The organism is Mycobacterium paraintracellulare (assembly GCF_000276825.1).
In the GTDB taxonomy this organism is placed as follows: domain Bacteria; phylum Actinomycetota; class Actinomycetes; order Mycobacteriales; family Mycobacteriaceae; genus Mycobacterium; species Mycobacterium intracellulare.
This window is the reverse complement of record NC_016948.1, coordinates 4286857-4313106: the sequence shown is the minus strand read 5'-3', so window position 1 is coordinate 4313106 and position 26250 is coordinate 4286857. Positions and strand designations below refer to the sequence as shown.

General features: G+C 67.1%; 25 protein-coding genes and 1 tRNA gene. 16 read left to right on the top strand and 10 right to left on the bottom strand.

Features of this window, described 5'->3' with window-relative positions; genetic code table 11:
* Nucleotides 1-10 precede the first annotated feature (10 nt).
* From OCQ_RS19930 to OCQ_RS19910, 5 genes are all read left to right on the top strand, one after another.
* On the top strand, nt 11-1324 hold the full coding sequence (locus OCQ_RS19930; RefSeq protein WP_014385623.1) for a UbiD family decarboxylase: 1314 nt from the start codon (nt 11-13) through the stop codon (nt 1322-1324).
* A 7-nt stretch (nt 1325-1331) separates the two neighbouring features.
* Nucleotides 1332-2333 carry an LLM class flavin-dependent oxidoreductase gene (locus OCQ_RS19925; RefSeq protein ID WP_014385622.1) on the top strand — a complete coding sequence of 334 codons (1002 nt, stop codon included), beginning with the start codon at nt 1332-1334 and terminating at the stop codon, nt 2331-2333.
* A gap of 102 nt (nt 2334-2435) precedes the next feature.
* Nucleotides 2436-2864: a tautomerase family protein gene (locus OCQ_RS19920; protein WP_014383140.1), complete on the top strand. Its 429-nt coding sequence runs from the start codon at nt 2436-2438 to the stop codon at nt 2862-2864.
* A 101-nt stretch (nt 2865-2965) separates the two neighbouring features.
* Nucleotides 2966-3042 (top strand) — tRNA-Met (locus tag OCQ_RS19915).
* A 175-nt stretch (nt 3043-3217) separates the two neighbouring features.
* Nucleotides 3218-3997 carry an RsiV family protein gene (locus OCQ_RS19910; RefSeq protein ID WP_009956618.1) on the top strand — a complete coding sequence of 260 codons (780 nt, stop codon included), beginning with the start codon at nt 3218-3220 and terminating at the stop codon, nt 3995-3997.
* An 11-nt stretch (nt 3998-4008) separates the two neighbouring features.
* Here the strand turns inward: OCQ_RS19910 and OCQ_RS19905 are convergent, their stop codons facing one another.
* Both OCQ_RS19905 and OCQ_RS19900 read right to left on the bottom strand, forming a co-directional pair.
* On the bottom strand, nt 4009-4497 hold the full coding sequence (locus OCQ_RS19905; RefSeq protein WP_008259599.1) for a glutathione peroxidase: 489 nt from the start codon (nt 4495-4497) through the stop codon (nt 4009-4011).
* 20 nt (nt 4498-4517) lie between these two features.
* The gene (locus OCQ_RS19900) at nt 4518-5054 is read right to left on the bottom strand and encodes a hypothetical protein (protein WP_014385621.1); all 537 of its coding nucleotides are present in this window, start codon (nt 5052-5054) and stop codon (nt 4518-4520) included.
* A gap of 271 nt (nt 5055-5325) precedes the next feature.
* Between OCQ_RS19900 and OCQ_RS19895 the strand changes: the two genes are divergently transcribed.
* A complete protein-coding gene (locus OCQ_RS19895; RefSeq protein WP_014385620.1) occupies nt 5326-6618 on the top strand; it encodes an MCE family protein in 1293 nt (430 codons plus the stop codon).
* A gap of 50 nt (nt 6619-6668) precedes the next feature.
* On the opposite strand, the gene OCQ_RS19890 is transcribed toward OCQ_RS19895, so the two are convergent.
* Together OCQ_RS19890 and OCQ_RS19885 are read right to left on the bottom strand one after the other, a co-directional pair.
* Nucleotides 6669-7586, bottom strand: coding sequence for a DMT family transporter (locus OCQ_RS19890; protein ID WP_009952918.1), 918 nt, complete (start codon nt 7584-7586; stop codon nt 6669-6671).
* Between the two features lie 103 nt (nt 7587-7689).
* Nucleotides 7690-8565, bottom strand: coding sequence for an SDR family NAD(P)-dependent oxidoreductase (locus OCQ_RS19885; protein WP_014385619.1), 876 nt, complete (start codon nt 8563-8565; stop codon nt 7690-7692).
* A gap of 186 nt (nt 8566-8751) precedes the next feature.
* Between OCQ_RS19885 and OCQ_RS19880 the strand changes: the two genes are divergently transcribed.
* The 5 genes from OCQ_RS19880 (at nt 8752) to OCQ_RS19860 (ending at nt 16425) form a co-directional block, all read left to right on the top strand.
* A complete protein-coding gene (locus tag OCQ_RS19880) occupies nt 8752-9783 on the top strand; it encodes a diacylglycerol/lipid kinase family protein (protein ID WP_014380891.1) in 1032 nt (343 codons plus the stop codon).
* Between the two features lie 437 nt (nt 9784-10220).
* Nucleotides 10221-13469: a thioester reductase domain-containing protein gene (locus OCQ_RS19875; protein ID WP_014385618.1), complete on the top strand. Its 3249-nt coding sequence runs from the start codon at nt 10221-10223 to the stop codon at nt 13467-13469.
* 21 nt (nt 13470-13490) lie between these two features.
* On the top strand, nt 13491-14399 hold the full coding sequence (locus tag OCQ_RS19870) for a metal-dependent hydrolase (RefSeq protein ID WP_008259582.1): 909 nt from the start codon (nt 13491-13493) through the stop codon (nt 14397-14399).
* A 17-nt stretch (nt 14400-14416) separates the two neighbouring features.
* Complete coding sequence (locus OCQ_RS19865) at nt 14417-15340, top strand: alpha/beta fold hydrolase (protein ID WP_036453707.1); 924 nt, start codon at nt 14417-14419, stop codon at nt 15338-15340.
* Between the two features lie 2 nt (nt 15341-15342).
* On the top strand, nt 15343-16425 hold the full coding sequence (locus OCQ_RS19860) for a PDR/VanB family oxidoreductase (protein ID WP_014385616.1): 1083 nt from the start codon (nt 15343-15345) through the stop codon (nt 16423-16425).
* Nucleotides 16426-16439: 14 nt separating this feature from the next.
* Here the strand turns inward: OCQ_RS19860 and OCQ_RS19855 are convergent, their stop codons facing one another.
* Nucleotides 16440-17498 carry a hypothetical protein gene (locus OCQ_RS19855; RefSeq protein ID WP_014385615.1) on the bottom strand — a complete coding sequence of 353 codons (1059 nt, stop codon included), beginning with the start codon at nt 17496-17498 and terminating at the stop codon, nt 16440-16442.
* 95 nt (nt 17499-17593) lie between these two features.
* On the opposite strand from OCQ_RS19855, the gene OCQ_RS19850 reads away from it, so the two are divergent.
* Nucleotides 17594-18877, top strand: coding sequence for a hypothetical protein (locus tag OCQ_RS19850; protein ID WP_014385614.1), 1284 nt, complete (start codon nt 17594-17596; stop codon nt 18875-18877).
* Between the two features lie 71 nt (nt 18878-18948).
* Here the strand turns inward: OCQ_RS19850 and OCQ_RS19845 are convergent.
* Nucleotides 18949-20243 (bottom strand): IS3 family transposase gene (locus OCQ_RS19845; protein WP_139826619.1). Its coding sequence is split into 2 segments (ribosomal slippage): nt 18949-19970 and nt 19970-20243, totalling 1296 coding nucleotides; the frame shifts between segments, so codons are not numbered across the junction.
* Between the two features lie 62 nt (nt 20244-20305).
* Between OCQ_RS19845 and OCQ_RS19835 the strand changes: the two genes are divergently transcribed.
* Nucleotides 20306-20578 (top strand): YiaA/YiaB family inner membrane protein, encoded by a 273-nt coding sequence (locus tag OCQ_RS19835; protein WP_014385613.1) that lies wholly within the window; start codon nt 20306-20308, stop codon nt 20576-20578.
* Nucleotides 20579-20705: 127 nt separating this feature from the next.
* A complete protein-coding gene (locus OCQ_RS19830) occupies nt 20706-22055 on the top strand; it encodes an acyltransferase family protein (RefSeq protein ID WP_014385612.1) in 1350 nt (449 codons plus the stop codon).
* Here the strand turns inward: OCQ_RS19830 and OCQ_RS19825 are convergent.
* The 4 genes from OCQ_RS19825 to OCQ_RS19810 all read right to left on the bottom strand — a co-directional run bounded on the left by OCQ_RS19825 (nt 22019) and on the right by OCQ_RS19810 (nt 25124).
* On the bottom strand, nt 22019-22684 hold the full coding sequence (locus tag OCQ_RS19825) for a response regulator (protein WP_014385611.1): 666 nt from the start codon (nt 22682-22684) through the stop codon (nt 22019-22021). The two genes, OCQ_RS19830 and OCQ_RS19825, sit on opposite strands and share 37 nt — an antisense overlap.
* Nucleotides 22677-23834, bottom strand: coding sequence for a MacS family sensor histidine kinase (macS, locus tag OCQ_RS19820; RefSeq protein WP_014385610.1), 1158 nt, complete (start codon nt 23832-23834; stop codon nt 22677-22679). The genes OCQ_RS19825 and macS overlap by 8 nt, the downstream gene beginning before the upstream one ends.
* 57 nt (nt 23835-23891) lie before the next feature.
* Nucleotides 23892-24581 carry a PAS and ANTAR domain-containing protein gene (locus OCQ_RS19815; protein ID WP_014380876.1) on the bottom strand — a complete coding sequence of 230 codons (690 nt, stop codon included), beginning with the start codon at nt 24579-24581 and terminating at the stop codon, nt 23892-23894.
* Between the two features lie 93 nt (nt 24582-24674).
* Nucleotides 24675-25124, bottom strand: a complete 450-nt coding sequence (locus tag OCQ_RS19810; protein WP_014380875.1) for an Hsp20/alpha crystallin family protein — start codon at nt 25122-25124, stop codon at nt 24675-24677.
* A gap of 143 nt (nt 25125-25267) precedes the next feature.
* Between OCQ_RS19810 and OCQ_RS19805 the strand changes: the two genes are divergently transcribed.
* Nucleotides 25268-25648, top strand: a complete 381-nt coding sequence (locus OCQ_RS19805; protein ID WP_014385609.1) for a MerR family transcriptional regulator — start codon at nt 25268-25270, stop codon at nt 25646-25648.
* 64 nt (nt 25649-25712) lie between these two features.
* Nucleotides 25713-26249, top strand: a complete 537-nt coding sequence (locus OCQ_RS19800) for a DUF1360 domain-containing protein (protein WP_009954052.1) — start codon at nt 25713-25715, stop codon at nt 26247-26249.
* Nucleotide 26250: the final 1 nt, after the last annotated feature.

Below are 26250 nucleotides of genomic sequence, written 5' to 3'. Positions count from 1 at the left end.
GTTCAAACTGATGCTCGGGCTGCCAGAAGGCACCAGCGATTCGGCCATCGTTCGTCACTTGCGAGAGGCGTTCAAAAAGCCCATCCCACCACGCGTTGTCGACTCGGGCCCGGTCAAAGAGAACATCGTCGAAGGCGACGACATCAATTTGTGGGAGCTCCCCGTCCCGAAGTGGCACGGTGAGGACGGCGGCCGCTACATCGACACCTTCTGCGGCGTCGTCACCGAAGACAAGGTAACCGGACGCGACAACATTGGTCTCTACCGCGGCCAGATCGTCGACCGCGACAAGATCGCCAAATTGTTGGTGCCCAGCCAGGGCTGGGGCGGCCATATGGAGGAATACAAGCCAGAGCCGATGCCGGTTGCGGTTGTCTATGGGTGGCACGACGTGCTGCCGTTCTGCGCCGGCAGCCCCTTTCCCAAGAACGTCTGTGAGTGGGACATGATGGGGGCGCTGCTCGGCCGACCCGTTGACCTGGTGCCCTGCGAATCTGTGCCGTTGCACGTGCCGGCGACCGCGGAGATCGTCGTCGAGGGCTTCATCGATCCCGACCCCTCGACGTTCGTCGTAGAGGGTCCGTTCGCCGAGTATCCGGGCTTCATCGGCGGCGCGGCACCGGCGCCGGTCCTGCGGGTCACCCGCATCACCCACCGCAACGACCCGGTGCTTCGCGGCACCCTCGAGGGCATCCGGCCGGGGATGTTCAACGAGGACAGCATCACCAACTTCGCACGGTCGGCGATCACCTGGAACGTGCTCGACGATCTTGGCATCGGCGGCATCACCGACCTCTGGATGACCGAGGTGACCAACGGCCAGAACACACTGGTGCAGATCCAGAAGCGGTACCGCGGCCACGCGCAACAGATCGCCGCGGCGCTCTGGGGCACCGGGGGATCGGTGTGGTTCCACAAAAACGTGATGGTCGTCGAGGAGGACATCGACATCCACGATCCGGTCGCGCTGGATTGGGCCATGTCCTATCGGGTCAACGCGGGGCTCGGCGACATCGCTTTCTTTGGACCGGGTTTGGGCTCCTCGCTCGATCCGTCGACCCCGCCGGAGAAGAACGACACCAACAAGTACGGGGCCGGCCAGTGGACGCGGGTGCTCATCGACGCCACCCGTAGCTGGGAGATCGAGCCTCGCGCGGAATGGGGCGGGCGCCGCTTCCCGCCGACCGATCGGTTATCGCCCGAGCTGGAATCCATAATTGCCGGCCGGTGGGAAGAGTACGGGATCGGCATCCCGTACCTCGACGACGAAGGACGCGAAATGCTGACGCTGCAAAAACTCAGCAAGCGAATGCCGGAGGTGTAGAGAGGCGATGACGGATGTTGCGGTAAGCGTCGCGTTACCACCGTCGATCGAGTCGGCTCAGCACATTGCCTCAGCGGAGAAACTTGGCTATCGGCGCGCCTACTGTTACGACAGTCCGTTCGGTGGTGATGACGTCTGGCTGGCCTTGCACCGCGCCGCCGAGCGGACGACGACGATTGAGCTGGGTCCCGCGGTACTGATTCCGACACAGCGTCATCCGTTGGTCAACGCCGCAGAGACCGTCTCACTGCACCGAGTGGCACCCGGACGCATTCTGACGTCGTTCGGCACAGGATTCTCCAGCCGCGCGGCCATCGGCCAGCCCCCGATCGCATGGTCGTACATGGAGGCCTATATCCGTGCCTACCAGGCGCTGTTGGCCGGCGAGGTGGTCGACTGGGAAGGTGCGGCCATAAAATTGATGCTCAGCTCATCGCAATCGGAGGTGCTGCCTCTGCGAATCCCGTTGCTGCTGGCGGCAACCGGTCCCAAGGGTGCAGGCGTCGCCAAGCGGGTCGGCGCCGACGGGATCATCTCGATGTTCAATGTCGTGCCCGGACAGCGTGATTTTGCGCGCACAGTGGTAGCGACAATGGGCACCGTACTCGACGAAGGGGAGAGCCTGGCAGACGAACGGGTCCGCTCGGCGGTGGGTGCCCCCTGGGCGGCGGCATATCATTTCGTCTACACCACGCAGGGTGCCGACGCGTTGCGCGAGATGCCGGGTGGCGCAGCGTGGTTGGACGTGATCGAGCGGATCCCGCAACGCCTGCGCCACTTACACATTCACCAGGGGACCATGGTCGAGATGAACACGGCCGACATGGCGGCCTGGCATGCCGGAGGCTACGCCTCGGTTCCGTCGGTCACCCTGAGCGGATCGGCCGACGCGGTCGGGAGGGCCGTCGCGGCGATGGCGGAGGCCGGTGCCACCGAGGTCATGATCGAGCCCTCGGGACCCGACATCCCATGCGAACTCGAAAGATTCATGGCGGCCGTGCGTGGTTAGCACGGCCGGTTCGGTCGCCCCGATGGGGTCGCTGATCTGCTCGCCTTCCTTGGCGGCATAGCGCCGGCCAAATCCCTACTCGTTCGAAAGGACTCCCACGAAATGCCCGTCTACCAGTGTTACAGTCCGCCAGGACTGCTGAGCGAGTCGGCGAAGGCTCGAATCGCCGACGAGATCACCACCATTCACACCAGCGCCACCGGAGCACCGGAATTATTCGTCAACGTTCTTTTCCACGAGATCCCGGTGGGTGACTGCTTCGTTGGCCGCAAACAGGCGAGCCACTCCTACCTGTTCGGCGCCATCCGCCACGGGCGCGATGCCGCGACCCGCCAAACGATGCTGCGCGAATTCTCGCGGATGTGGAGTCGTGCCACCGGCCAGTCTGAAGCCGAATTTCTCGTCGCGTTGACCGAAGTCGACCCGGCAAATGCAATGGAGGCTGGATTGGTTTTGCCTGAGCCTGGTCGCGAACAGGAGTGGTTCGACGAGAACCGGGTCAGACTGACGCAAATGGGGATGGCGCTCTGACGCGCCCGGCGCAGTCCTGTCAGCGAACGCCGGGCCGCTCACCCCGCTGAGCGCGCGATTTGGTCGCCGTGACACCGGTTCGGTAACCTGGCATTCACCAACGCGGGGTGGAGCAGCTCGGTAGCTCGCTGGGCTCATAACCCAGAGGTCGCAGGTTCGAATCCTGTCCCCGCTACCAGGTAAAACGGCCCCCGGAGATTGCTCCGGGGGCCGTTTTCACGCCCGGCGGGGGCGTTGGCGCGAACGTTCGCAAAGCGAATGATCAGTCGGGAACGTGTTCGCCAAGCACGCGATGGCATATCTTTACCTCCGTCCGTCGCATCGGTACCGCGAGTTGTCGGAGGAGATCCCACATGCGCAGCATCCAGGTGGCAGCGTCCGCCACGGCCCTCGTTCTCTTCGGCTCGGCGGGCGTCGCCGCCGCCGCGCCGCCGAAGGACTACTGCGCCGAACTCAAGGGTGCCAACACCGGCCAGGCATGCAAGATCCAGATGGCCGACCCCGGCTACAACGTCGACATCAGCTTCCCGGTCAACTACCCCGACGAGAAGTCGGTGGCGGACTTCATCACCAAGGAGCGCGACGATTTCCTCAACGCCGCCAAATCGTCCGCACCCCGCGACCAGCCCTACCAACTGACCATTTCGTCGACGAATTACGGGTCGGCGATACCACCGCGCGGCACCGAGGCCGTGGTGTTCAAGGTCGTCGAGAACACCGGCGCCCCCAAGACGACGTTCAAGTCGTTCAACTGGGACCAGACCTATCGCAAGGCGATCGTGTGGACCGCCGCCTCAGACGACAAGAACAACACGCCCTTGTGGCGCGTCGACGACCCGCTGCAGACCGTCGCGCCGATCGTGCAGAGCGAGCTGCAGAAGCAGGCCGCGCCGCCCGCGAACCCGGCGCAGACCCCGCCGGGGAACCAGCCGCAGACCACACCTCCCGCGAACCAGACGCCGACGCCCCCGCCGGTGGCCATCGCGCCGGCCGCCGCCTACGACCCCGCCAACTACCAGAATTTCGCGGTCACCAACGACGGTGTGATCTTCTTTTTCGACCAAGGTCGCATGGTGCCCGACGCCACTCAGGTGTTGGTGCCGCGCTCCGCGATCGACCCGATGCTCGCCTAGCGAGCGCCGACCTACCGCGGCAGCACGGCCTCGATGGCGCTGATGACCTCGGGGGCGTCGGGCTCGGTGCGGGGCCGGAAGCGCTGCACCACCGCACCGTCGGGTGCGAGGAGGAACTTCTCGAAGTTCCACTGGATGTCTCCCGCCTGGCCATCGGCGTCGGCGGCTTTCGTCAACTCGGCGTACAGCGGGTGGCGGCCGTCGCCGTTGACGTCGGTCTTCGCCAACAACGGGAACGTCACCCCGTAGGTCGTCGAGCAGAACTCCTGGATCTCGTCGGCCGTGCCGGGTTCCTGTCCCATGAACTGGTTACAGGGGACGCCGACGACGGTCAGGCCGCGGTCGCGGTAGTCCTTGGCCAGCTTCTCCAGGGCCGTGTACTGCGGAGTGAGCCCGCATTTGGAGGCCACGTTGACGACGAGCGTTGCGCCGTCGGACAATTCGGCCAGCGTGGTGGGCCGGCCGTCGAGGGTGTTCAGGGCGATGTCTTTGAGGGTCACGCCGACGACGCTAACGCAGATCAGAGCCAACCGGTACGGGCGGCGGCAACCGGCTCGGCGGGTTCGGGGGCCAGCTCCCCGTCCCGCACACCGTCGAGCAACCGCTTCACCGCGGCGACGATCTCCGGCGCCGCGGCGGCGAGCCCTTCCTTGTCGGCCTCGCTGACCGCGTCGGCGTCGACGCCGGCCCGGGTCAGCACGGCGGACGGGTCGGCCAGCTGCTCGGCCAGCCACGACACCGGGTCCGCTGAGAGCTCCGGGACGAAGTGCCGGCGTCCGGGTTCCCAGCCGTCGAAACGCGGGTGGTGATGGGCCCGGTCCAGCGTCCCCGGTGGGCTTTCCGTCGATCCGAAAAGGTCCACCCGCCACACCGGGCGGGTGAAGGCGATCGGGACACCGGCATAGATCGAGCCCTGGGGCTCGGCCCGGTCGACGAGGCGCAGTTCCAGTCTGACGCCCCGCTCCGGGGTTTCCTGACCTTCGAGCGGGGACGGGTCGACGAAATACATGTCGCCGACGACCACACCCAGGGATTCGAATCCGAACGCTGCGAGCATTGCGCACCTCTCCTTACCGCTACCCGAGCGTAGACCCGCACGCGGACGGGTGCGCCGCCACCGAAGAGGGGACGCGCCAGCGCGTCTCGTAAAGTTGAGCGCTGGAACAGGCGCCAACACGAATTTTGTTAATGGCGGTTCGCATAAGTGCGGGCGCCGCGGTAGATTTTAATGATCTTTCTATCAAGGGCTCCTGGTATCGGCTCTGACCCGGGGGAGAACGTAAGGGGCGGCGACGGTGGTATCGAGACAGCAGAGTCCCGGTTCACCTGTGCAGATCAACTCGCAGCGGACCCCGCCCTATAAGTGGATCGCGGTCGCCACGCTGCTCGTGCTCGCGGTGATCTTCACCTTGGTGTACATCCAGTTCCGGGGCGGCTTCACGCCGAAGACCGAGTTGACGATGCTGGCGTCGCGGGCTGGGTTGGTGATGGATCCGGGGTCGAAGGTGACCTATAACGGGGTGGAGATCGGGCGGGTCGGCAAGATCGCGGAGACGGTGCGTGATGGCAAGCCGGCGGCGAAGTTCACGCTGGAGGTCTATCCGCGGTATTTGGCGTTGATCCCGTCGAATGTGAATGCCGATATCAAGGCGACGACGGTGTTCGGTGGCAAGTATGTGTCGTTGACGACGCCGGCGCACCCGTCGCCGCAGAAGATCTCGGCGCACACCGTGCTGGATGCGCGTTCGGTGACCACCGAGATCAACACGCTGTTTCAGACGATCACCTCGATCGCGCAGAAGGTCGATCCGGTCAAGTTGAATCTGACGTTGAGCGCGGCGGCGCAGTCGTTGGCCGGGTTGGGGGAGAAGTTCGGGCAGTCGGTGGTGAATGCGAACGCGGTTTTGGATGAGGTGAATCCGCGGATGCCGCAGGCGCGCAAGGACATTCAGCGGCTGGCGGCGCTGGGGGACACCTATGCGGACGCCTCGCCGGATCTGTTCGACTTCTTGAACAACGCGGTGGTCACCTCGCGCACGATCAACGCGCAGCAAAAGGATTTGGATCAGGCGTTGTTGTCGGCGGCCGGGTTCGGCAACACCGGGGCCGACTTGTTCACCAAGGGCGGCCCGTATCTGGCGCGCGGGGCCGCCGATCTGGTGCCCACGGCCCAGCTGCTCGACACCTACAGCCCCGAGATCTATTGCCTGATGCGCAGCGAAGTCGATGCGCTGGGCCCCACGGGCGCGGCCGAAGGCGGCTTCAACGGTTACTCGCTGAACATGGACACCGAGGTGCTCTCCGGGCTCGGACTGATCGCGAACCCGGTGTCCGCGGTGCCCGTCATCGCGTCGCTGGTGGGCGGCATCGCCGGGGTGGTCGGCGGGGCGCCCAACCCCTACATCTGGCCCGAGAACCTGCCACGCGTGAACGCCCGCGGCGGCCCCGGCGGCGCCCCGGGTTGCTGGCAGAAGATCAGCCGCGACCTGTGGCCCGCACCCGAGTTGGTCATGGACACCGGCAACAGCATCGCGCCCTACAACCACCTGGACACCGGATCGCCGTACGCGATCGAGTACGTCTGGGGCCGCCAGGTCGGCGACAACACCATCAACCCGTAGCAGCCGAAAAGCTTGCTAGAGGCGGTGATTCGCGTCCCGCTCCGGCCCGCTCACGCTTGGGTGGCGGCGGTCGGCCGCTCATTGGATTTCACGTCGCGCCCCGCGCCGGCCGACACCGTGGCCGCCTCACCGCGCGCCAGGCCCACCGTCGCGACGATCACCACCACCGCCGTCACCGCCAGGACAAACCACTCCCAGCCGCCGGCCGCAAGCGTCTCGCCGAGCACGACGATTCCGAGGATCCCGCCCACCACGGGCTTCGCCACGATGATCGTCGGCAGCGACGCGGTGAGCGCGCCGGCCCGATACGCCGATTGGTGATAGATCATCCCGGCCACCCCGCAGCCCACCAGGGCATAGAGCTCGAAGGATTGCCACACCTGGCCCGGATGGCGCTCGAGGATGTCGACAACGCCCTTCATCAGGACCGCGAACACCGCCAGCAGCGAGCCGGCCACCGCCGCAAGCAGCAGCGCCGCGACGGGACGATCCACCCAGATGCGGGCGCCCAACAAGCCCAGCAGCAACAGCGGGCCGATCACCGCGGCCACCACGAGCCACGTCTGCAGCGGCGCCCGCTGCTGACCGCCGGTCGGGTCTCCGATCGCGATGAGCACCGCCAGCGCGACCGCCAGCAGCAGCGCCCAGGTCCACTCCCGGCGCGTGATCGGGTGATGGCTCATCCGCGCGTAAATCGGCAGCGCGAACAGCAGCGCCGTCACCTGCAGCGACATCACCAGCAACACCGAGCCCTTGTCGAGGGCGGCGGCCAGCAGCACGTAACTGCCGATGTCGCCCAAACCGCCCAGCCACCACCGGGTGTCGCGCAGCAACATGCCGAACAACGTCAGGTGGCCCACCCGCCTGTCGGTGACCTCCTGCGCGGACCGCTGACGCACGACGTTGCCGATCGCGGATGCCAGCGCGGCACACAGGGCGAGAATGGCCGCCAGATGCACGTCGGACATGGCATAACCTCCTCACCCAGCTGGCTTGTGCTCGAACTACTAATTTAATCGCGGCCCCGACCGGCGCGCCTCGCGGTTGCCGGGCCGCACAGACGCGGCCCGCTCAGAGCGGGAATGCGGTTCCGGTGAGCCGCTCGGACAGTTCCCAGAGCGCGGCGCCGGTGCCCGCGCGCTTGGCCGGCCAGTTGCGCCACGTCGGTTGGGTGCGACCGTACAGCCCGAACCGCGGGCCGACGAAAGTGTTGCCCGGCAAATCCTGCGACACCGCGTACAACGTCTGGCGGGCGCCGAAATCCGCGTCGGTCGACACGATGCGGTCGACCGCCAGGACCGCCGCGTCGCCCAGTTTGCGGCCGGAGTTGCCCTGCAGGTTCGTGTGCGACCAGCCCGGGTGGGCGGCCAGGGCGCGCAGCGACGCGCCGACGCCGTCCAAACGCCGCTGCAGCTCGCTGGTGAACAGCAGATTGGCCAGCTTCGACTGGCTGTAGGACAGCCAGGCCGAATAGGGCCGCGACTGAAAGTTCAAGTCCTTGAGGCTGATATAGCCGAAGTGGTGCATCAGCGAGGACACCGTCACCACGCGGTCGGTCAGCTTGGGCAACAGCAGGTTGGTCAAGGCGAAGTGGCCGAGGTGGTTGGTGCCGATCTGACCCTCGAAGCCGTCGACGGTCACCGCGTGTTTGGTGGCCATGATGCCGGCGTTGTTGACCAGGACGTCGACGGTGTCGATGCCCTCGGCGAAGCGCCGCACCGACGACAGGTCCTGCAGATCGAGCTGGCGCACCTCGGCCCGACCGGGGCCGGCCATGCGGGCGGCGGCGGCGTGCCCCTTGTCGGTGTTGCGGACGGCCAGGATGACGTGGCCACCGACCCGGACCAACTCGCGGGCGGTGATCTCACCCAGCCCGGCGTTGGCGCCGGTGATGATGATGGTCCGTCCGGCGAACGAGGGCAGCCGGGCTGCGGTCCAATCGGCCATGGCAGACACCCTAACGACGCGCCTGCCGAGCGCGGCGCTGGGCCGAGCGGCCGCGCGGTGGCGGTGAGGACGCATTGCTCGTCCGGCGGCGCTCGCAGGTATCGTGCCTGGGATGACCAGCGACATCCCACCGGCGCGGGTAGCACGACAGCGGTGTTTTGTCAGGTACGCGTGGGGGACCGCCGGATGTTTCTAGGCGTCATCGTCAATCCGAAAGCGCGGAAGAATCGTGCCGCGCCCCGCGAGCGCATCGACGAACTGCGTCGCCTCGTCGGTCCCTGGGGCGAGGTGCATGAGACCGCATCAATCGACGATCTCCGCGACACCATCGCGCAGATCGGTCCCCGGGTCACCCACCTGGTGGGCGACGGTGGCGACGGCGCGCTGCACTGGTTGATCAACGAAACCGAGCGATGCATCGGCGACCCGGAAAGTTGGCCGGCGTTCGTCCCGTCCAACGGGGGCAGCGTGAACGCGGTGGCCCGCAAGGCCCGGGTCCGCGGCCGGCCGGAGACGATCATCCGCGCATTGGTCGCCGCCGCCGAGGCCGATCAGCCTCCGCCCGAGATGTGGCTCGACACGCTGGTGCTCGACGGCGAAACCGCCGACGGCGCGGCGTTTCATCGGCTCTGCTTCGGGCTGGCCGCGGGCGGGGTCGGGAACCGCTTCTACGACCGGTATTACGACGCCCCCGATCACGGTCGGCTCGCCGTCGCGCGGGTGATCGCCCGCAGCTTCGGCGACTACATCACGTCCAAGATCGCCCCGAGTCGGGTCAAGACGCCGAACTACGCCTCGATCCTGTTCACCCCCACGAGCGCTCACGTGGTCATCGACGGCGAGGAGGTCCCGTCGCGCACGCACAGCCTGCTGCACGCCGGCGCGATCGATCTGCGCATCGGCGGTCCGCTGCGGTTGTTCCCCAAGGCTTCCGAGCCGGGTGCGCTGCACTTTCAGGCCGGATACCTGCGGCCGTCGCGGATCGTGGCGCAGCTTCCCACGGCGCTGACCAACGGCATGCTCCGCGGCAAGGGGCTGCGCGATGTCAACGGCCACGAGATGATCATCGAGGCCGAGGACGAGCCGCTGTCACCCATCATCGACGGGGAGCGCTTCCTGGGCATCGTGAAGCTCGTGGCCCGGGCGGGACCGCGGATCCGCATCGCGCAGGTCGCCCCGTCCACCATCGCCCGCGCGCACAGCGCGCCCGCGCCGTGACGCCTGTCACTTTCTAGTTCCGCAATCCACTTCCGGCGCCTGGGCACAAAAAGCCGGCAAAATCGGAATCTGGAAATCTTTTCTGGCTCAGCGATTTGACCATAAGGCGACGCGGGTGGCAGGGTTATTATTGCGGGCGCCGCGGGACATATGAATTGCGTGGATTAGTACATCCGTACGTCAGTATCTGAGGAGCAACGCCGAGCATAATCCCTGCTCACTAGCCACTGAGATACTGAAGTCCGTATCGACACAGATCAGGATTTATGCAATTAAATTCGCCGCTTAAGTCGAAGCTGTGAATGTGTTGTGCATAGCCCATTAATGCTGCTGGATGTTTTGCTCTTCACCGGGCGTCAGGGTTACATTGGTTTTATATTCATGACGGAAGTCGTTCCCGGGCTCAGTCCAAACCTGGAAGGGGGGTCGCTCCAAAGATGGAGACGCTGATCGATTACCTGCACAAGTGGGAAGCGCTGAAGCCGGACCAGACTCTCTTCCGCTTCGTCGACGTCGACGGGCGCGAACTCGAGCACTACACCTATCAGAGCTTCGCCGACCGCACCCGCGAGCTGGCCGCCTACCTGTCCAAAGAGGCCGGCCTCAAAGCGGGCGAGCGCGCGTTGCTCGTCTACCCCCCCGGCCTGGAGATGATCGCGGCGCTGTATGCCTGCGCCCGAATCGGGGTGATCGCCGTCCCCGTCAGCCCACCGCTGCCGATGTCGTTCGAGTCCGGACTGGCCAAGCTCAGTTTCATCGCGCGGGATTGCGGCGCCAAGGCCGTGCTGTCGACGAAGCAGTTCGAGTACGACTTCCGGCTGCTGCTCGGCCAGCGCCACGGTGGGCAGGCGTGGTCCGACGCCGCCCTGCCGGAGCTGCCCTGGTTCGCCACCGACGGCGCCCAGGAATTCGGCGGCGCCCCGGTGGCGGACACGCCGGGGGACGTGCTCTTCCTGCAATACACCTCGGGCTCGACGAACGACCCCAAGGGCGTCATCGTCAGCCACGCCAACGTGATTGCCAACGGGTCCGCCTTCACCGGCGACGTGGTCCTGGCCTCGTGGCTTCCGCAGCATCACGACATGGGCCTGATTTCGGCCTACATGTTCATTCTGCTGCTGGGCGGGTCCACCCATGCGATGTCGCCGCTGGACTTCCTCGCGCGGCCCTCGTCCTGGCTTCGGCTGATCAGCGACGTGCGCGCCACGCACACGCCGGGACCGAACTTCGCGCTCGAATACTGCCTGCGTGAAGACAAGCTGCCCGCGTCCGAGCTGGCCGGTGTCGACCTGAGCAGCCTCGAGTGCATCGTCGTGGGGGCAGAACCGTTGCGGGCCAACACCTTCGACCAATTCCGGAAGCGGTTCGGCGACTACGGCCTGCGGCCCGAGGCGCTGACCGGCGCCTACGGCATGGCCGAGTCCACCCTGATCGTCTCGATCCGGGGGCGCCAGACCATCACGGTGAACAAGCGCGGGCTGGAAAAGAATGTCGCGCGGGTCGAAAAGGCGTTGCCGGAGAACAGCAACCAGGTCCCGTTGGTCAGTTGCGGCAAGCCCATCGACGAAACCCTGGTTCGCATCGTCGATCCCGAATCGCGAACGGCGCTGGGCGAGGGCCGGGTCGGCGAAGTCTGGCTGGACGGGCCCTCCAAGGGCGGCGGCTACTGGAACCGCCCGGAGCTCACCACGGAGATGTTCGGGGCCCGCATCGCCGGCGATGACCACCACACCTATCTGCGGACCGGCGATCTCGGCTTCCTCTACGAGGGTGAGCTGTTCGTCTGCGGCCGCAGCAAGGACCTGATCATCGTGCGCGGCGTCAACTGCTACCCCTCCGACGTCGAAGCCGTCGTCGAACGCTCCGCCGGCCAGGTCCGCAGCGGGTGCGTCGCCGCGCTGTCGGTCGAGCGCGACGAGCAGGAGGCGCTGGTCGTGGTCGCCGAGGTGCGAGACGAGCACAACCTGCCCGACGCGAAGGCCCTGGCCCGCGCGATCCGGCGGCACTGCCACATCGATCCGCACACCATCGTGTTCGCGCCGCCACGCAGCATCCCCAAGACGACCTCGGGCAAGATCCGGCGCGCGCGGACCCGCCAGCTGTGGCTGGACGGCACGCTGCCCGCGTTCACGAGTTGGGTCAACCCGGCGGCCACCCGGGGCCGCGACGCCGTGGAGGTCGGTGCGGGCCCGCTGGAGCGCTTCCGCAATCTCATCGAGAGCTACGACCTCACCGGCGACGAGGACTGCTCGTTCGCCGACCTCGGCATCGATTCGCTGGCGCTGGCCGAACTCCGCACCGACCTGCAGGCCGTGCTCGAGGAGCACGGCGCGGGCGAGCTCGCCGACGAGGTCAACACGCGCCTGCTGCAGCGGCTGACGGTGGCCGAATTCTTCGGGCTGATGCGCCAATTCGGCGAGGGATCCGGCCAGCCGCTGGACGCCCTGCGCCGGGCGCTGGATCAGATCTCGGCCGACTACGAGGCCTACGAGACCGCGCAGATGCGCGCCGACGCCGCCCTGCCGCTGCCCGAGCTCGCGCCCGCGCGAGCGGGTGCGCCCACCGACATCCTGCTGACCGGCGCGACCGGGTTTTTGGGGCCGTTCCTGGTGGGCAGCCTGCTCAGCCGGACGTCGTACAACGTGCACGCGCTGGTGCGGGCCACCGACGCCGCGCACGGTTTGGACCGTATCGTCGCGTCGCTGCGCCGCGCCCAGCTCTGGACGCCGGCGCTCGAGGCGGAGGTCCGGGCGCGGGTGCGGGTGATCTGTGGCGATCTCGCCGAGCCCGCGCTGGGCATCGGGGAGGCGGCCTTCCAGCAACTCGCCGAGGACGTCGACGCCGTCGTGCACAACGGCGCGCTGGTCAACTACGTGCGGACCTACGACGCCCTGCGGCCCGCGAACGTGGAGGGCACCCGCGAGCTGTTGCGACTGGCGATGACCGCCCACCGCAAGACCTTCCACCTGGTCTCGAGCACGTTCATCTACGGCTGGAGCACCGAACCGGTGGTCGGGGAGTGGGACGCGAACGAGAAGATGGCCGGGCTGGACTTCGGCTACTCGCAAACCAAGTGGGTCGGCGAGCAGCTGGCGCTGGCCGCGCAGCGGAAGGGCCTCGACGTCCGCATCTACCGGCCGTCGCTGATCTCTCCGACCCGGGCGGGCTTCGGCAGCCAGGACGACATCCTGGTGCGCCTCACGGCATTCATGATCGAGCACGGTCTGGCCGTCAACGCGCTCAACCAGATCAGCCTGCTGCCGGCGGACCTCATCGCGGATCACATCGTCGCGCTGATGGACCTCCCCGACGAGTCGGGCAGTGTCTTCAACTTGACGGCCGACGACTACTACAACCTGACCGACATCACCCGGATCTTGACCGAGCGCTACGGGTACCGCTTTGAGTACCACGACATCGAATCGTTCGCCGAGCAGCTGGACCGTCAGTGCACGCCGAACGACCAGATGTATCCGCTGGTCGACTTCCTCACCCGGTCGGCGGGCAAGATCGCGGCGATGCGCGACAAGCGCTACGACAACACCCAGTACCGTCACCGGCGGGGGCTGGCCACGGTCCGCCTGCGCGAGCCGGCGCTCACCGAGACGGTCGATCACCTCGTCCGGTTCTTGCGCAGCGAGCGTCTGATCACTGAAGTAGAGGACGAGACCCAACGCAGCGCCTAGCACGAAAAGGGGATGGCAACGATGTTCACCGTCGATGACATGGCAGCGGGCCCGCATGACGCCTCGCTCGATCACGAGCGCATCGTCCTGCAGGCGCGTGACGTCGACTTCGACTGGTCGACGCTGCCGTTCTACTACGTGCCGAACGAGCCCTTCACCACCCACTTCTGCAACGTGCTGCACCTGCTGTTGCCGGCGGGTGAGGAGTTCATCGTCGACGCGTTCAAGGACACCCTGCCGCTGATCAAAGACGATCAATTGCGGCGCGATGTGCAGGGATTCGTCAGCCAGGAGGCCATGCACTCCCAGGCGCACGCGGGGGTGCTCGGGCACTTCGCGGCCAACGACATCGACGTCACGCCGTTCACCGACCAGATGCGCTGGCTGTTCACCCAACTCATCGGTGACCGGCCGCACTGGAGCCGGCGCCGCCGGCAGAGCTGGTTGCTCGAACGGGTGTCGATGGTGGCGGCGCTCGAGCACTACACCGCGATCCTGGGCGAATGGATTCTGGACACCCCGCAGCACGACGCCCTGGGCACCGATCCGGTGATGCTGGACTTGCTGCGCTGGCACGGCGCCGAGGAGGTCGAGCACAAGGCCGTCGCGTTCGACACCATGAAGCACCTGCGCGCCGGGTATTGGCGGCAGGTGCGCACCCAGCTGCTCGTGACGCCCGCGTTGCTGTGGCTGTTCATCCGTGGCGTGCGGTTCATGTATTCGGTCGACCCGTACCTGCCACCGGGGACCAAACCGCGCTGGCGCGACTACTTCCGCGCGGCCCGAAGGGGCTTGGTGCCCGGGCCATTCCAGTTCCTGCGGGTCATCGGCGCCTACTACACGCCGAGTTTCCATCCGTCCCAGCTGGGCGGGGTGGGTCGCGCGGTCGACTATTTGGCCCGCTCACCCGCCGCCCGCGCGTCGCACTGAACACGGGAGCGTTCGGGATGACTCAGTCCAGCACAGTGATCGCCTCCGACGGGGTTTCGCTGGCCGTCCACGCCTACACGGAGATCGACCCACGGCGGCCCACCGTTCTGGCGATCCACGGCTACCCGGACAACCACCACGTGTGGGACGGTGTCGCAGGCGAACTCGCCGGCCGGTTCAACGTCGTGGCGTATGACGTGCGCGGGTCTGGCGACTCCTCCAAACCGGCACGGCGAACGGATTATGTTCTGCCGCAGCTGGTTTCCGATGTCGGCGCGGTGATCGACAGCCTCGGGGTTGGCCAGGTCCACCTGTTGGCCCACGACTGGGGTTCGATCCAGGGCTGGGCGGCGGTCACCGACGATACGGTGATGGCCAAGGTCGCCTCGTTCACGTCGATCTCCGGGCCGCACCTGAACTATGCCGGCAGGTTCCTACGGTCCCCGCGCACACCGCGCGCCGTCTTCGACGTCGTCAAGCAGGCCCTCGCGTCGTCGTACATCTGGTTCTTCCTGTGCCCGGTTGTGCCGGAGCTGGCAATCCGCTCGCGCGCCACGGGGAAAGTCTTTGCCGCGGTGGAACGTATCGGCCGCAGCCGCGGCAGCGACCGGCAGCGGGCGGCGGCGACCCGGTCGATCGACGACTACCTCAACGGCCTCAACCTGTACCGGGCGAACATGCCGGCGCCGTTCTTCGTGCCCGTGAAGCAGTTGCCGCAGACACGGGTGCCGGTGCAGGTGCTCGTCGCCCGGCGGGATTATTTCGTATCGCCCGCCCTGCAACGGTTTACCGGCTCCATTCCGGACGGCGGCAGGATCGTCCCGATCGAGGGTGGCCATTGGGTGGTCACCTCGCATCCCGACGTCATCGCCGGATTCACCGGCGAGTGGGTCAACCTGACGTCGGAGCCCGCGGGCCGTCACGGCATGGGGCAGGCGTGAGGATGGCTGTGACACGGGCTATTTGGGACAGCATTCCGGCCGACCTCTACGGCCGGCGCAAACGCGACCGGATGTACACCGCGTTGTACGGCGTCGGCACGCTGTTCGGCGGCATGGCGTCGGCGTCGCGGTGGACGCCTTCACGGGTCCAGCCCGTGCGGCGGACCACGACCGCGGTGATCACCAAACGTGAGGAGCCGGCCCCCGACGTGGTCGCGTTGACGCTGGCCGACCCGGACGGCGGATTGCTGGCATCCTGGACGCCCGGCGCGCACATCGATGTCCGGCTCCCGTCGGGACGCCGCCGGCAGTACTCGCTGTGTGGTGCGCCCGGGCGGCGCACCGACTATCGCATCGCCGTGCGCCGCATTCCCGACGGCGGCGGTGGTTCGATCGAAATGCACGACACCTTGCACGTAGGGGACTCGATCGAGTTCGAAGGCCCCCGCAACGCGTTTTATCTCGTCACCGACGAGCACGAGGTGTTGTTCGTGATCGGCGGCATCGGGGTCACGCCCATTCTGCCCATGATCCAGACCGCGCAGCAGCACGGAATCGATTGGCGCGCCGTGTATGCCGGGCGCAGCCGCGATTACATGCCGCTGCTCGACGAAGTGGTGGCGGTCGCGCCGGACCGCGTCACAGTCTGGGCCGACGACGAGCGCGGCCGGATCCCCACCGCGGCGGACCTGCTCGCCGACGCCGGCCCAACCACCGCCGTCTACGTGTGTGGCCCGACCGCGCTGCTCGAATCGGTGCGCATCGCGCGCGACGAACACGCGAACGCGCCGTTGCACTACGAACGTTTCGGACCGCCGCCGGTGATCGACGGCGTCCCGTTCGAACTGGAACTCGCGCGTTCGCAGCGGGTGCTCACCGTGCCGTCTAACCGGTCGGCGCTGGACGTGATGCTCGACCGCGACTCGACGACGGCCTACTCCTGCCAGCAGGGCTTCTGCGGCACCTGCAAGGTGAAAGTCCTTGCCGGACAGGTTGATCGACGGGGGAGCGCCGCCGAGGGCGACGACGAGATGCTGGTCTGCGTGTCCCGGGCCAAAAACGGGCGCGTGGTCATCGACGCCTGAGCGTTTCGAATCGCCTACATGGGGCCGGGAAGCTCTCCCAGGCTGGAAAGTTCGGCATGCACGGGTCCGATGGCGGCCTGGTATTGCTCGTCGGTGATGGTCTTGGCGTAGTAGCGGCTCATGCGGAGCTGGTATTGCTGGTCCCGGAGTTGGCGGATCCGATCGAGCCTGGCGGCGTCCGCCGCGCCGAATTTGAGCTGCTCGACGCTGATGTGGCCGGCCATGACCTGTTCGATGGGCGAGAGCCGGTAGCCGCAATGGGCGAGCAGCTCCAAGTAGACCTTGTGGGATGGCTGCTCTCCTGCCCGCCACGTGCCGCGCTGGGTTCCCCATTCGAAGGCGGCCAGCACCATCGCGAGCGTTACGACGAGGGGGTGCGCGTCGGCGTTGGCCGCTGCCGCCAAGTCCTCATCGCGGGAGGCGTCGACGCCGAGAAGCTCTGCGGCTATTGACATGCTGGCCGGGCAGTGCAATTCGGTCAGGTAGTGGAAGTTGCGGGCGATGAAGATGTCGATCCATGGCGGCGGCGCCGCAAGGAGATTGGCCCGAACCCAGTCGCGGCGCGCCCCGGCGACGCTCCGCGCGAGTCGGTCCAGCTCGCGCATCAGCACCCAGTCGCGTTTGGCGTCGGCGGCGGCCTCGGATTCCAGCTTGGTGGGCCGGCATCCGGTGAACGTGGAACTTCCCTCAACCTCGTCGAGGCTTAAGGGTCGCGCTTGATCGAAGGTCAAGTACGACGCATAGACGTCGAGTTCCGACGATCCGGTCCATCGCGCCAAATCGCCCAACGTTCTCTCGCCGGGCGACAACCTGCAGATGTGGTCTCGCTGTCTAAGGTCGTCACGGGTGTAGATCAGGCCGATTTCCCAATGCTGCCGCTCGTGACGAGTTCCGACGTACACGTACCATCCGGCCGGCCCGGCGACTCCCGGTAAGAAGTGCGAAGAAATCTCGACCAGCAGGTCATCGATGGTGGCCGAGGCGGGATAGACCCAGAACTCGCGATGGGAGTCGACGTCGTCGCCCATGGCGACCGAGTCGCGGTCGACGGTCACCTTCACCGTGTCAGACATGTGCAGCCCTACCTACCTTGACCCTGGGGCTACAAAGTATCGGAACGCGTTGGCGTTCGGTATTCGATTGCGCGCCGCTGCGTCATGCTTGAGCGATGCCGAAGAAACCGCTACGCCCGCCGGCGCCGCCGGAATCCGGTCCAAACGGTCCGCTGCTGGGGACGTGGCAAGCGGCCGGGCTGAGCATGGCCGTGATCGCGTCCGCGGCGGCGGATGGGCTGGGCGCGCTGCTCGGGGCGGTGACCGTGATTCCGGTGATCTATGCCTTGACGCGGCTGCGCGCCTACGCCCCGCACGCGCGCAGTACCGCCGAGTTGATCGGCGCCACGCTGGGACCCCGGGCGGGTTTCGCGGCGGGCGCCATTCAGCTGCTTGCCTATCTCGCGTTGGCGGCCAGGTTCGCGGTCGCGCTCGGAGCGGTCGTGCTGGTGGACTTTTCCTCCGGTGACGACCCCGCCAAGGTTGTTCTGTCGCTGCCGGCTTGCGCACTGGTGGCCGCGCTCGCCGTCGGTGCCGTCGTCTGCTGGGTGACGACTCGGGTCGTCGCCTCGGTGGTGACGCTGCTCGTGGTCGCGGGTTTGCTCGTCTACGTCTACCTTGCGCTGGCGGTCACCGCCCGCGTCGCCGCGGGCAGTGACGCGGTCGTCATCGGAACGGCCGCAACGCCGAGCCAGCTGTCCGGCCAGCTCGTCGGCTTCGGTCTGGGGATGGTGGGCGTCGAACTCGTCACGGCCCGCGCCGCGCGCATCGCCAGGCCGGGCCGATCGATGTCGCTGGCGGTCGCGGTGGTGATCGGCGCGGCGGTCATCTTGTGGGTGGGCGACCACCAGGGCGTCGCGGGGCCGTGGCGGTGGAACGCCAAGTTTCTGACCGAGGCTGTTCCGGAGTTCTACGCCGACGCAGGCTGGACGTGGATGGCCGTCGCGGGCGTCGCGTTGACGGCGGCGGCCGCGTTGGCTTCGGGGTGGGCGGCGGTGCGCGTCGCCGCCGGGCTGGCGGCCGCTCGTGAGGCAACGCCGAATACCGGCCCGCGAGTGGCGGTAGTAGGGCTTGTCGCGGCGATGGCGGCCACCGTTTCGGCGCACGGGATGCGCGGGATCGCCACGGTCGTTTTCGGCGCGGCGGCCCTGTTGCTCATCTTGTTGTATGTGTTTGCCACAGAGGCAAATTCACGCATTCCCGGTGACAGCCTCGTGGCGTGGTGGGTGCGGCTGATCGTGCCCGCCCTCGCCGTGGTGTTGGTGGTCAAACCGGTCGTGGATGCCCACTTCGCCGTGGTGGAGGTGGCGACGGTGATCGCCACGATGCTCGGGGCGTGCGCCGCGAGTGTTGCGGCGTCGCTGTCGAGGGCACCCCGAGTCGTCGCCAAATCTGAGTAGTCTTACGGATCCCCGCCACGGGTGTGCCGTCGCAGGCTTATTGGCATGACCGTTCTGAACCATCCCGAGTTTCATGCACCCTCGGGGTTCTGTGAGCCGGCCGATTGGTCGGTCACGAGTTGGGAATAGTAGCGGGTCTCGGCTTCGGCGGGTGGGATGCGTCCGAGGCGGTGCATGAGGCGCTGCTGGTTGTACCAGGCGACGTAGTCGGCGGTGATGTACTCGACGTCGCCCACGGTGTTGAGCTTGCCGCGGCGGAACGGGGAGTCGGCTCGGACGCACTCGTTTTTGTAGAGCCCGATCGTGGTCTCGGCCAACGCGTTATCGTAGGCGTCACCGACACTACCGACCGACGGTCGGATCCCCGAAAGACTCAGTGTCTCACCGAATCTCACGCTCGTATATTGCGACCCGGCATCGCTGTGGTGGATCGCACCGTCGATCGGATGCCCCTGGCGGCGGCGTAGTGCGGCGGCCTGACGGATGGCTGATTCGACGAAGCGGGTGTGCTTGGAGGCCGACGCCTCCCACCCCAAGATGGCTCCGGCATAAGCGTCGATGACAAACGCGACATAGACGAAGATCCCGGTCACCAACTTCACGTAGGTGAAGTCAGCCACGAGCAGCAGGTTGGGAGCGGGCACGGCGAACTGGCGGTCCACCAGATCCGGTGGCCGCACCGCGGCCGGGTCCGGGATCGTGGTGCGCACCTTCTTGCAGCGTCGCACGCCCTGCCAGCCGTTTTTACGCATCAGCCGTTCCACCGTGGACTTGGCCACCGGGATGCCCTCGCGCTGCAGATGGGCCCACATCTTCAGCGACCCGTACAGCGACTCCGGTTTGCGGCGGCCCTGCTCGTCGGGCTCGTAGCAGCCGGCCAGGATCTGCGTGATCGTGGCATCCCACAGGGCCCGTTTCGAGGGCGCCCGCGTAGCCCAGGCGTGAAACGTTCTCGGGGCGATCGGCATCCCGTGCTCGGAGAGCACGCGGCAGATCGGAGCGACCCCGAAACGGTCCCTGTTCTCGGCGATGAACTCGCAGACCGTGGCTGTCAGCGGCGGTTGCGCGGGTCGCTCTCCCGCACGAAGAAACTCGTTGCCGCTTTGAGGATTTCGATGGTCTGCTCCAGCTCGGCGTTACGGCGCTTGAGCGCGCGGATCTGCGCCGCAGCGTCACTGGACACACCGTCGCGCTCACCCTCGTCGACCTGATGCCGACGGATCCAACTTCGCAGCGTCTCGGCGGTCATCCCCAGCCGCTGAGACACCGCAGTGATCGCCGCCCACTCGCTTGGATAGTCATCACGATGATCCAGCACCAAACGCACAGCCCTGGCCCGGGTCTCCGGGTCGTACTTGCTCGCCACGACATGCACCTTCCCAAGAAGAGAGGTGCGCATCAAACGCGGGACGGTTCATTCCCAACAGCATGTCAAAAACCACCGCCGCCTTCTTCGTTCAGGCCGCCGTCGCCTTCGCGATCAGCTTTCTCACCGCGCTGGCCGGGATTTACTTTCTTCCCCTTGACGCGTGGCAACGCCTGTTCCTCGGCATCACCTTCCTCTTCTTGGTGTCGAGCGCGTTCACGCTGGCCAAGGTCATTCGCGACCAGCAGGAAGCCGCAACCGTGCGGGTCCGACTCGACGAAGCCCGCATCGAGAGGCTGCTGGCCGACTACGACCCACTCAACACCGCGAGCTGAGTAGTACTACTCAGCCCCAACGCGTAGAACCGCTCAGGCTCACAGCCGCGCGGTCGGCAATGCTTCTCTCATCGCACGACTTCGGCCCCGCCGCAACGCTTTCATCCCGATTCGCAGAAGGACACCCATGTCAACTCTCGCCAGATTTCCCGACGTCGCCGAGGTGGCCGCGCGCACGCCGGCCGACCGTGATCGCGTCCTGGACGTCATACGCATCACCTCCTTGATCGGTGTGGTGCTCGGCCATACCGTGATGGCCATCAGCGTTATCGAAAACCATGTCCTGATCTGGGACAACCTGCTCACCACCTCGATGCTGTTCCAGGCGGCGACCTGGCTGCTTCAGATCATGCCGCTGTTCTTCTTCGCCGGCGCCGCGGCCTGCCTGTCCTCCTGGTCCCCGGGCACCAACTGGGGAGACTGGCTGATGAAACGCTGCACCAGGCTGTTCCGGCCGGTGTTCTACTACCTGGCATTCTGGGCGGTCGCGCTGACCGTGCTGTATCGGGCTCTGCCCCAACACATTTACGAGCCGATTGCCGGCGTCAGCACGCAGCTGCTGTGGTTCCTGGGCGCCTACGTCCTGGTGCTGGCCGCCATGCCGATGCTGTATCGCATCACCACGGCGCGGCGCCTCGCCGCGGGGGTGGCAGCGGTCTACGGGGCGATCGCGCTGATCGACGTCATAAGGCTGCATTCGCCGGGGATGATGCCGCTGGGCTACCTCAACTTGTGCGTCTGGCTCATTCCGGCCATGTTCGGCGTCGCCTACCGCCGCCGGCTGCTCGACGGCCGCGCCGCGCTAACCGTGGCCGGCGTCTTCTTCGCCGTGGACATCGCACTGGTGCGCTGGGGGCCGTACCAGATCAGCATGGTCGGCACCGGGGATCACCATCTTTCCAACACCAGCCCGCCGTCGTTGCTCTTGGCCGGGCACGCAATCATCTTGAGCGCCTTGGCCATCGCGGGCGCACCGGCGATCGCGCGCTGGGCGCAGCGACCGCGGGTGTGGTGGTGGACCGCGATCGGCAACTCCGGAGCGATGACCCTCTACCTGTGGCACATGCCGGTGCTGCTGGGCGTGCACCTGCTCTTCGATTACCTTGGCTCCCCGCGGTTTCCGGGCCAGCCGGATTTCCTCGCCGTCAGCGTCGCGCAGGTGCTCATCGTGGTCCTCGCCGTGGCCGTGCTGTTCGTCGCGTTGCGGCCGCTCGAAAACAACCCGCTGGCCGGCTGGGACGGCGCCGGGACCGTCACCTCGCGCGGGCGGGGCGCGGTCGTCGGCGCGCTGCTGTGCGTGGCCGGTGTCGCGATCCTGGCCGCGATCAGGTGGGGCCTCAAGGACGACGGGCTGGTGTGCATGGCCGTGGTCGTGGCCGCACTCGTCGCCGCGCGGGCGGTGGCCCACGAGACCGGCGGGGGCACCCCGCTAACAGCGGGTCACGGTTCGGAGTCCAGGCCATGCTCGATCACGTAGCGCGCCAATTCCACCCGGTTCGCGACCTGAAGCTTACGGAATGTCGCCTGCACATGGTTTTCGACCGTGCGGTGGCTCAACGACAGCTTCACGGCGATCTGCTTGGCGGACAGCCCTTTTGCGACGTACCGCAACACCTCTGTCTCGCGTTCGGTCAGGCTGGGACGGGCGGGGCCGTCGTCCTTGCTCTGCGCGATGCGCCGGTATTCACCCAGCACCAGTCCGGCCAGCCCCGGGGTGAACACGGCCCGGCCCGCGGCCGTCGCCGTCACAGCCTGTGCCAGTTCGGATTTCGAGGCGCTCTTGACCAGGTATCCCGTCGCACCGGCTTTGACGGCTTCCAAGACGTCCTCACGTTCGTCGGAGGCCGACAGCACCAGCACCCGCGTCGACGGCGACGCCGCGAGCACCGCCGCGGTGGCCTGTGCGCCGTTCCCGTCGGGCAGCTGCATATCCATCACCACCACGTCGGGTTTGACCACGGCCGCCCGCCGCCCCGCGGCGGCCACCCCGTCGGCCGTGGCCACCACGGTGAATCCGCCCTCGGCCAGGTCGCGCGCGACCGCATCACGCCAGATCGGATGGTCGTCGACCACCATCACCGTCGCCGGCGCCGCATCCTCAGCCACGACGTCCCTCCCCGCGGGGCACGCACAACTCCCACTCGGTGCCCTCGCCGGGGCCGCTGCGCAGTTGCGCGGTGCCGCCGAGCGACGCCAGCCGCCCGACGATCGATTGGGAGACGCCCAGGCGTCCCTGACGCGCCGCCTCCTCGAGTCGACCGGCCGCAATGCCCACGCCGTCGTCGCGGACACTGACCACGACGGAATCGCCGAGGTCCTCCACGAGTACGTACGCGCGTGCCTCCGGTCCCGCATGGGCACCGACGTTGTCCAGGGCATTGCCCACCGCGGCGTCGAGCTCCGTCCCTATCCCGCGTCCCAACAACACCGGAGTCGCCGGCAGGCTGATCGACACCCGGTCGGACGCCCGGCATCGCAGCAGCGTGCGCAGATCCATCGTGGCGCCGTCGGCATCGGGATCGATATCGGCGCATGCCGCCCATCGACGCAGCGCTCGTTCTTGCTCGCTCGCCAGGTCGGCGAGTTCCGCTGTGGCGCCGCCGATTTCATGGCCCTTCTTGGCGACCAGCGCCAGCACCTGGATGGCGCCGTCGTGCACCTCGCGGGACAGCCGCTCGCGTTCCTGCACCGCGGCGCTCAACTGGGCGGCCCGTTGCAGTTCGGCGTGCGCGCGGCGCGCGGTCTGCGCGGCCATGCCGATCGCCATGCCGATGGCCAGCTCGATGATGACGGTGGCGTTGTGCCCCAGGTTGAGGGCGAGGTAGTCCTTGACGGCGAAATTGGTGGCCATCACCGCCAGGCCCGTCAGCATCCCGCCACCGGGGCCGAACTGGATCGCGGCGGAAATCGTGGGATTGCTCGCCCACAACGTCGTCGGCCAGGTCTGGTTCTCGGCCGCCCAGTGCGGCGTCGCGACGACGGTGTTCGACCACATGAGCAACACCGCGATCGCGATCTCGGCCAGCACCCAGGACGGTCGTCGCCCGAACCCCCGCAGGTAGGCGACGGCGCACGCCGCGCTCCAGCCGATCAGCACAGTGAACAGGACCCAACCGAGCGCGGGCCGGCGCAGATCGGGATTGATCGCGATTTGAAACCCGGCGGCATACACGCAACTCAGCAACCGAAAAACCTGCGCCGCGCGCCACAGCGGCGTCGTGGGATCGGGGCCGTGATTCGCCATCGTGGTCAGCATAAATGCGGACGGTCCCCAGCGGGTCGCCCACGCCGAAAAGACGTGGGCTGCAGTGCCTTACCCGCGGTCGTCGGCGGGACGGACGCGCTGGTGCGCCGTCAGGAGCAAATGGTCGAATTCCGACTGGGTATTGAGCGGCAAGCCCGCGCCGCGGAAGTCCTCGGCGATCTGCTCGGCGAGCGTGCGCAGCTTGACATTCGCCTCCTGCGAGAGCCATCGGAGCAACTCGAAGGCCGCGCTGTCGCTGAGGCCGTAGATCAGCATCAGCATGCCCTTGGCGCGTTCGATGCCCGCCCGATTCTCGCTGATCTGAGCGAGTTTTGCGCTGACCGCGTCCTCGTGCACCTGCCCGTTCGATGCGGAGACGTCGATGTAGAACCCGTGCGTCCCGATCACGTCGCCGTCGTCGTTGTAGAGCCGATCGCCGACCACGACGACGTGGCGTACGTTTCCGCCGGTGTCGATGATCCGGTGCCGGGTGCTGAACGCCTGGCGGGTGTTCACGATCTGATCGATGGTGGCCGCGACCTGCCCGCGGTCATCGGGGTGTTTGTGCGAGAGCACCAAATCGGTGGTGGGCACGACGGTGCCCGGCTCGTAGCCGTGCATCCGCTGCACCTGTTCCGACCATTCCCACCGCTGATCGGTGAAGTGGAACCGAAACCAGCCCGCGGGTTGCGCGTTGCCGCCGGACAACGCCTGCTCGACGCTGGCCGTTTCGCCGTTGAGTTCCCATGTCGATTCCACCGTGGCTCCTCGCTCACTGCCGTGGCGGGCGGCGGCCGCGAGGCCGGCACGCGAGCGCGTGCGCCTGCGGCCGCCGCCCGGTCCGTCGCCCGGTCAGGCGTTGATGACCTCGCGCTGGGTGGCGCCCTCTGCGACGGCGCGGTGCCCGTCGCCGCGGCCGACGGCGATCTTGCGGGGCTTGGCCTTCTCGGCCACGGGGATGTGCAGACTCAGGACACCTTCGGAATAGGAGGCCTGGATCTTGTCGGTGTCGAGGTTTTCGCCGAGCACCAGCTGGCGGCTGAACACGCCGCGCGGGCGCTCGGTGGCCAGCATCTCGCGGTTGGGGTCGAGGGCCGGGCGTTCGGCGCGCACGGTCACGACATTGCGCTCGATGTCGATGTCCAGCGAGTCGGCATCGATGCCGGGCAGGTCGAACTCAACGACGAACTCCTCGCCCTGGCGCCAGGCGTCCATCGGCATCACTGCAGGCCGGGCGGCCGTGCCGAGGACCTGGTGGGCAAAGCGGTCGAGCTCACGGAAGGGATCTGAACGCATCAGCATGGTTGTCACCTCTCACTCCGATCTACGCGGTGGTCCGACAAATTTCCTGTGTCTGACGACATAGATTCGGTATAGCATTGTCGACATATTCATGCAAGTGTGCTAAACAGATTTTTTGAATGAATCAGCTGAGGGGATGTGCGATGGTCGAACATCGCGGCGAGGCCGGGGCTCCGGCGTCCGGCCACGGCGTGTACGGAATCTCGGTGGCCGCCGAACTGTCCGGGATTCCGGTGCAATCGTTGCGGCTCTACGAACGCTACGGGCTGCTCACGCCCGCGAGAAGTCAAGGGGGAACGCGCCGTTACAGCGCCGACGACCTCGCGCGGCTCCGCCGCATCAGCGGTCTGGTCGAGGCCGGCGTCAACCTGGCCGGCATCGCTCGCATCCTCGAACTCGAAGACGACAACGAGACGTTGGCGGCCGCCAACACCGACCTGCGGTCCACCAACCGCACGTTGCGAGAAGCGGCGAAGGCGGCCAAGCCCGCCGAGTCCCGGGACCGGGAGGGCACGCGGCGGTGAGCTGATCGCCGATTGCGCCGGGCGGCGCCGGGTACTCGACCCCCTATGCCTTCAAGGAGAAGCGATGGGTGAGTTGACGGAAACCGGCGCCCAGGTGGTGGACGGTGCACGCAAGGAGGCGGACGCCTACCGCGGCGACAATCCCCGCCCGCTGGGGGGCTACCTGGCGGTGTTGGTGGTCTACGGCCTCGTCGTGACGGCGGCGGTAATCGCCGCGGTGGTCAGCGGGCGCACGTTGCCGTCGCGCTGGCGGATTCAGGACCTGATCATCCTCACGCTGGGCACCCACAAGCTCTCGCGAACGTTGACCAAAGACGCGGTGACCAGCCCGCTGCGCGCCCCGTTCACGCATTACGCGGGCACCGGCGGCCCGGCCGAGGTCCAGGAAGAGGTCCGCGAGCACAGCGAGCTTCGGCACAGCCTGGGCGAGTTGCTGACCTGCCCGTTCTGCCTGGACATGTGGGTCGCCACCGGATTCGCCATCGGTCTGGTGTTCGTACCCCGGTTCACCCGGCTGATCGCGGGCGTCTTCAGCGCGTTGGCCGGGGCGGATTTCCTTCAGCTCGCCTACGCGATGGCCCAGCAGTCCGCCGAAGGCTGAC

Excerpts from the sequence above, each read along its gene's own strand:
- OCQ_RS19930 (WP_014385623.1), top strand. The coding sequence starts at position 11 with ATGCTCGGGCTGCCAGAAGGCACCAGCGATTCGGCCATCGTTCGTCAC.
- OCQ_RS19925 (WP_014385622.1), top strand. The coding sequence starts at position 1,332 with ATGACGGATGTTGCGGTAAGCGTCGCGTTACCACCGTCGATCGAGTCG.
- OCQ_RS19920 (WP_014383140.1), top strand. The coding sequence starts at position 2,436 with ATGCCCGTCTACCAGTGTTACAGTCCGCCAGGACTGCTGAGCGAGTCG.
- OCQ_RS19910 (WP_009956618.1), top strand. The coding sequence starts at position 3,218 with ATGCGCAGCATCCAGGTGGCAGCGTCCGCCACGGCCCTCGTTCTCTTC.
- OCQ_RS19900 (WP_014385621.1), bottom strand. The coding sequence starts at position 5,054 with ATGCTCGCAGCGTTCGGATTCGAATCCCTGGGTGTGGTCGTCGGCGAC.
- OCQ_RS19890 (WP_009952918.1), bottom strand. The coding sequence starts at position 7,586 with ATGTCCGACGTGCATCTGGCGGCCATTCTCGCCCTGTGTGCCGCGCTG.
- OCQ_RS19885 (WP_014385619.1), bottom strand. The coding sequence starts at position 8,565 with ATGGCCGATTGGACCGCAGCCCGGCTGCCCTCGTTCGCCGGACGGACC.
- OCQ_RS19880 (WP_014380891.1), top strand. The coding sequence starts at position 8,752 with ATGTTTCTAGGCGTCATCGTCAATCCGAAAGCGCGGAAGAATCGTGCC.
- OCQ_RS19875 (WP_014385618.1), top strand. The coding sequence starts at position 10,221 with ATGGAGACGCTGATCGATTACCTGCACAAGTGGGAAGCGCTGAAGCCG.
- OCQ_RS19870 (WP_008259582.1), top strand. The coding sequence starts at position 13,491 with ATGTTCACCGTCGATGACATGGCAGCGGGCCCGCATGACGCCTCGCTC.
- OCQ_RS19865 (WP_036453707.1), top strand. The coding sequence starts at position 14,417 with ATGACTCAGTCCAGCACAGTGATCGCCTCCGACGGGGTTTCGCTGGCC.
- OCQ_RS19860 (WP_014385616.1), top strand. The coding sequence starts at position 15,343 with ATGGCTGTGACACGGGCTATTTGGGACAGCATTCCGGCCGACCTCTAC.
- OCQ_RS19855 (WP_014385615.1), bottom strand. The coding sequence starts at position 17,498 with ATGTCTGACACGGTGAAGGTGACCGTCGACCGCGACTCGGTCGCCATG.
- OCQ_RS19850 (WP_014385614.1), top strand. The coding sequence starts at position 17,594 with ATGCCGAAGAAACCGCTACGCCCGCCGGCGCCGCCGGAATCCGGTCCA.
- OCQ_RS19835 (WP_014385613.1), top strand. The coding sequence starts at position 20,306 with ATGTCAAAAACCACCGCCGCCTTCTTCGTTCAGGCCGCCGTCGCCTTC.
- OCQ_RS19830 (WP_014385612.1), top strand. The coding sequence starts at position 20,706 with ATGTCAACTCTCGCCAGATTTCCCGACGTCGCCGAGGTGGCCGCGCGC.
- macS (WP_014385610.1), bottom strand. The coding sequence starts at position 23,834 with ATGCTGACCACGATGGCGAATCACGGCCCCGATCCCACGACGCCGCTG.
- OCQ_RS19810 (WP_014380875.1), bottom strand. The coding sequence starts at position 25,124 with ATGCTGATGCGTTCAGATCCCTTCCGTGAGCTCGACCGCTTTGCCCAC.
- OCQ_RS19805 (WP_014385609.1), top strand. The coding sequence starts at position 25,268 with ATGGTCGAACATCGCGGCGAGGCCGGGGCTCCGGCGTCCGGCCACGGC.
- OCQ_RS19800 (WP_009954052.1), top strand. The coding sequence starts at position 25,713 with ATGGGTGAGTTGACGGAAACCGGCGCCCAGGTGGTGGACGGTGCACGC.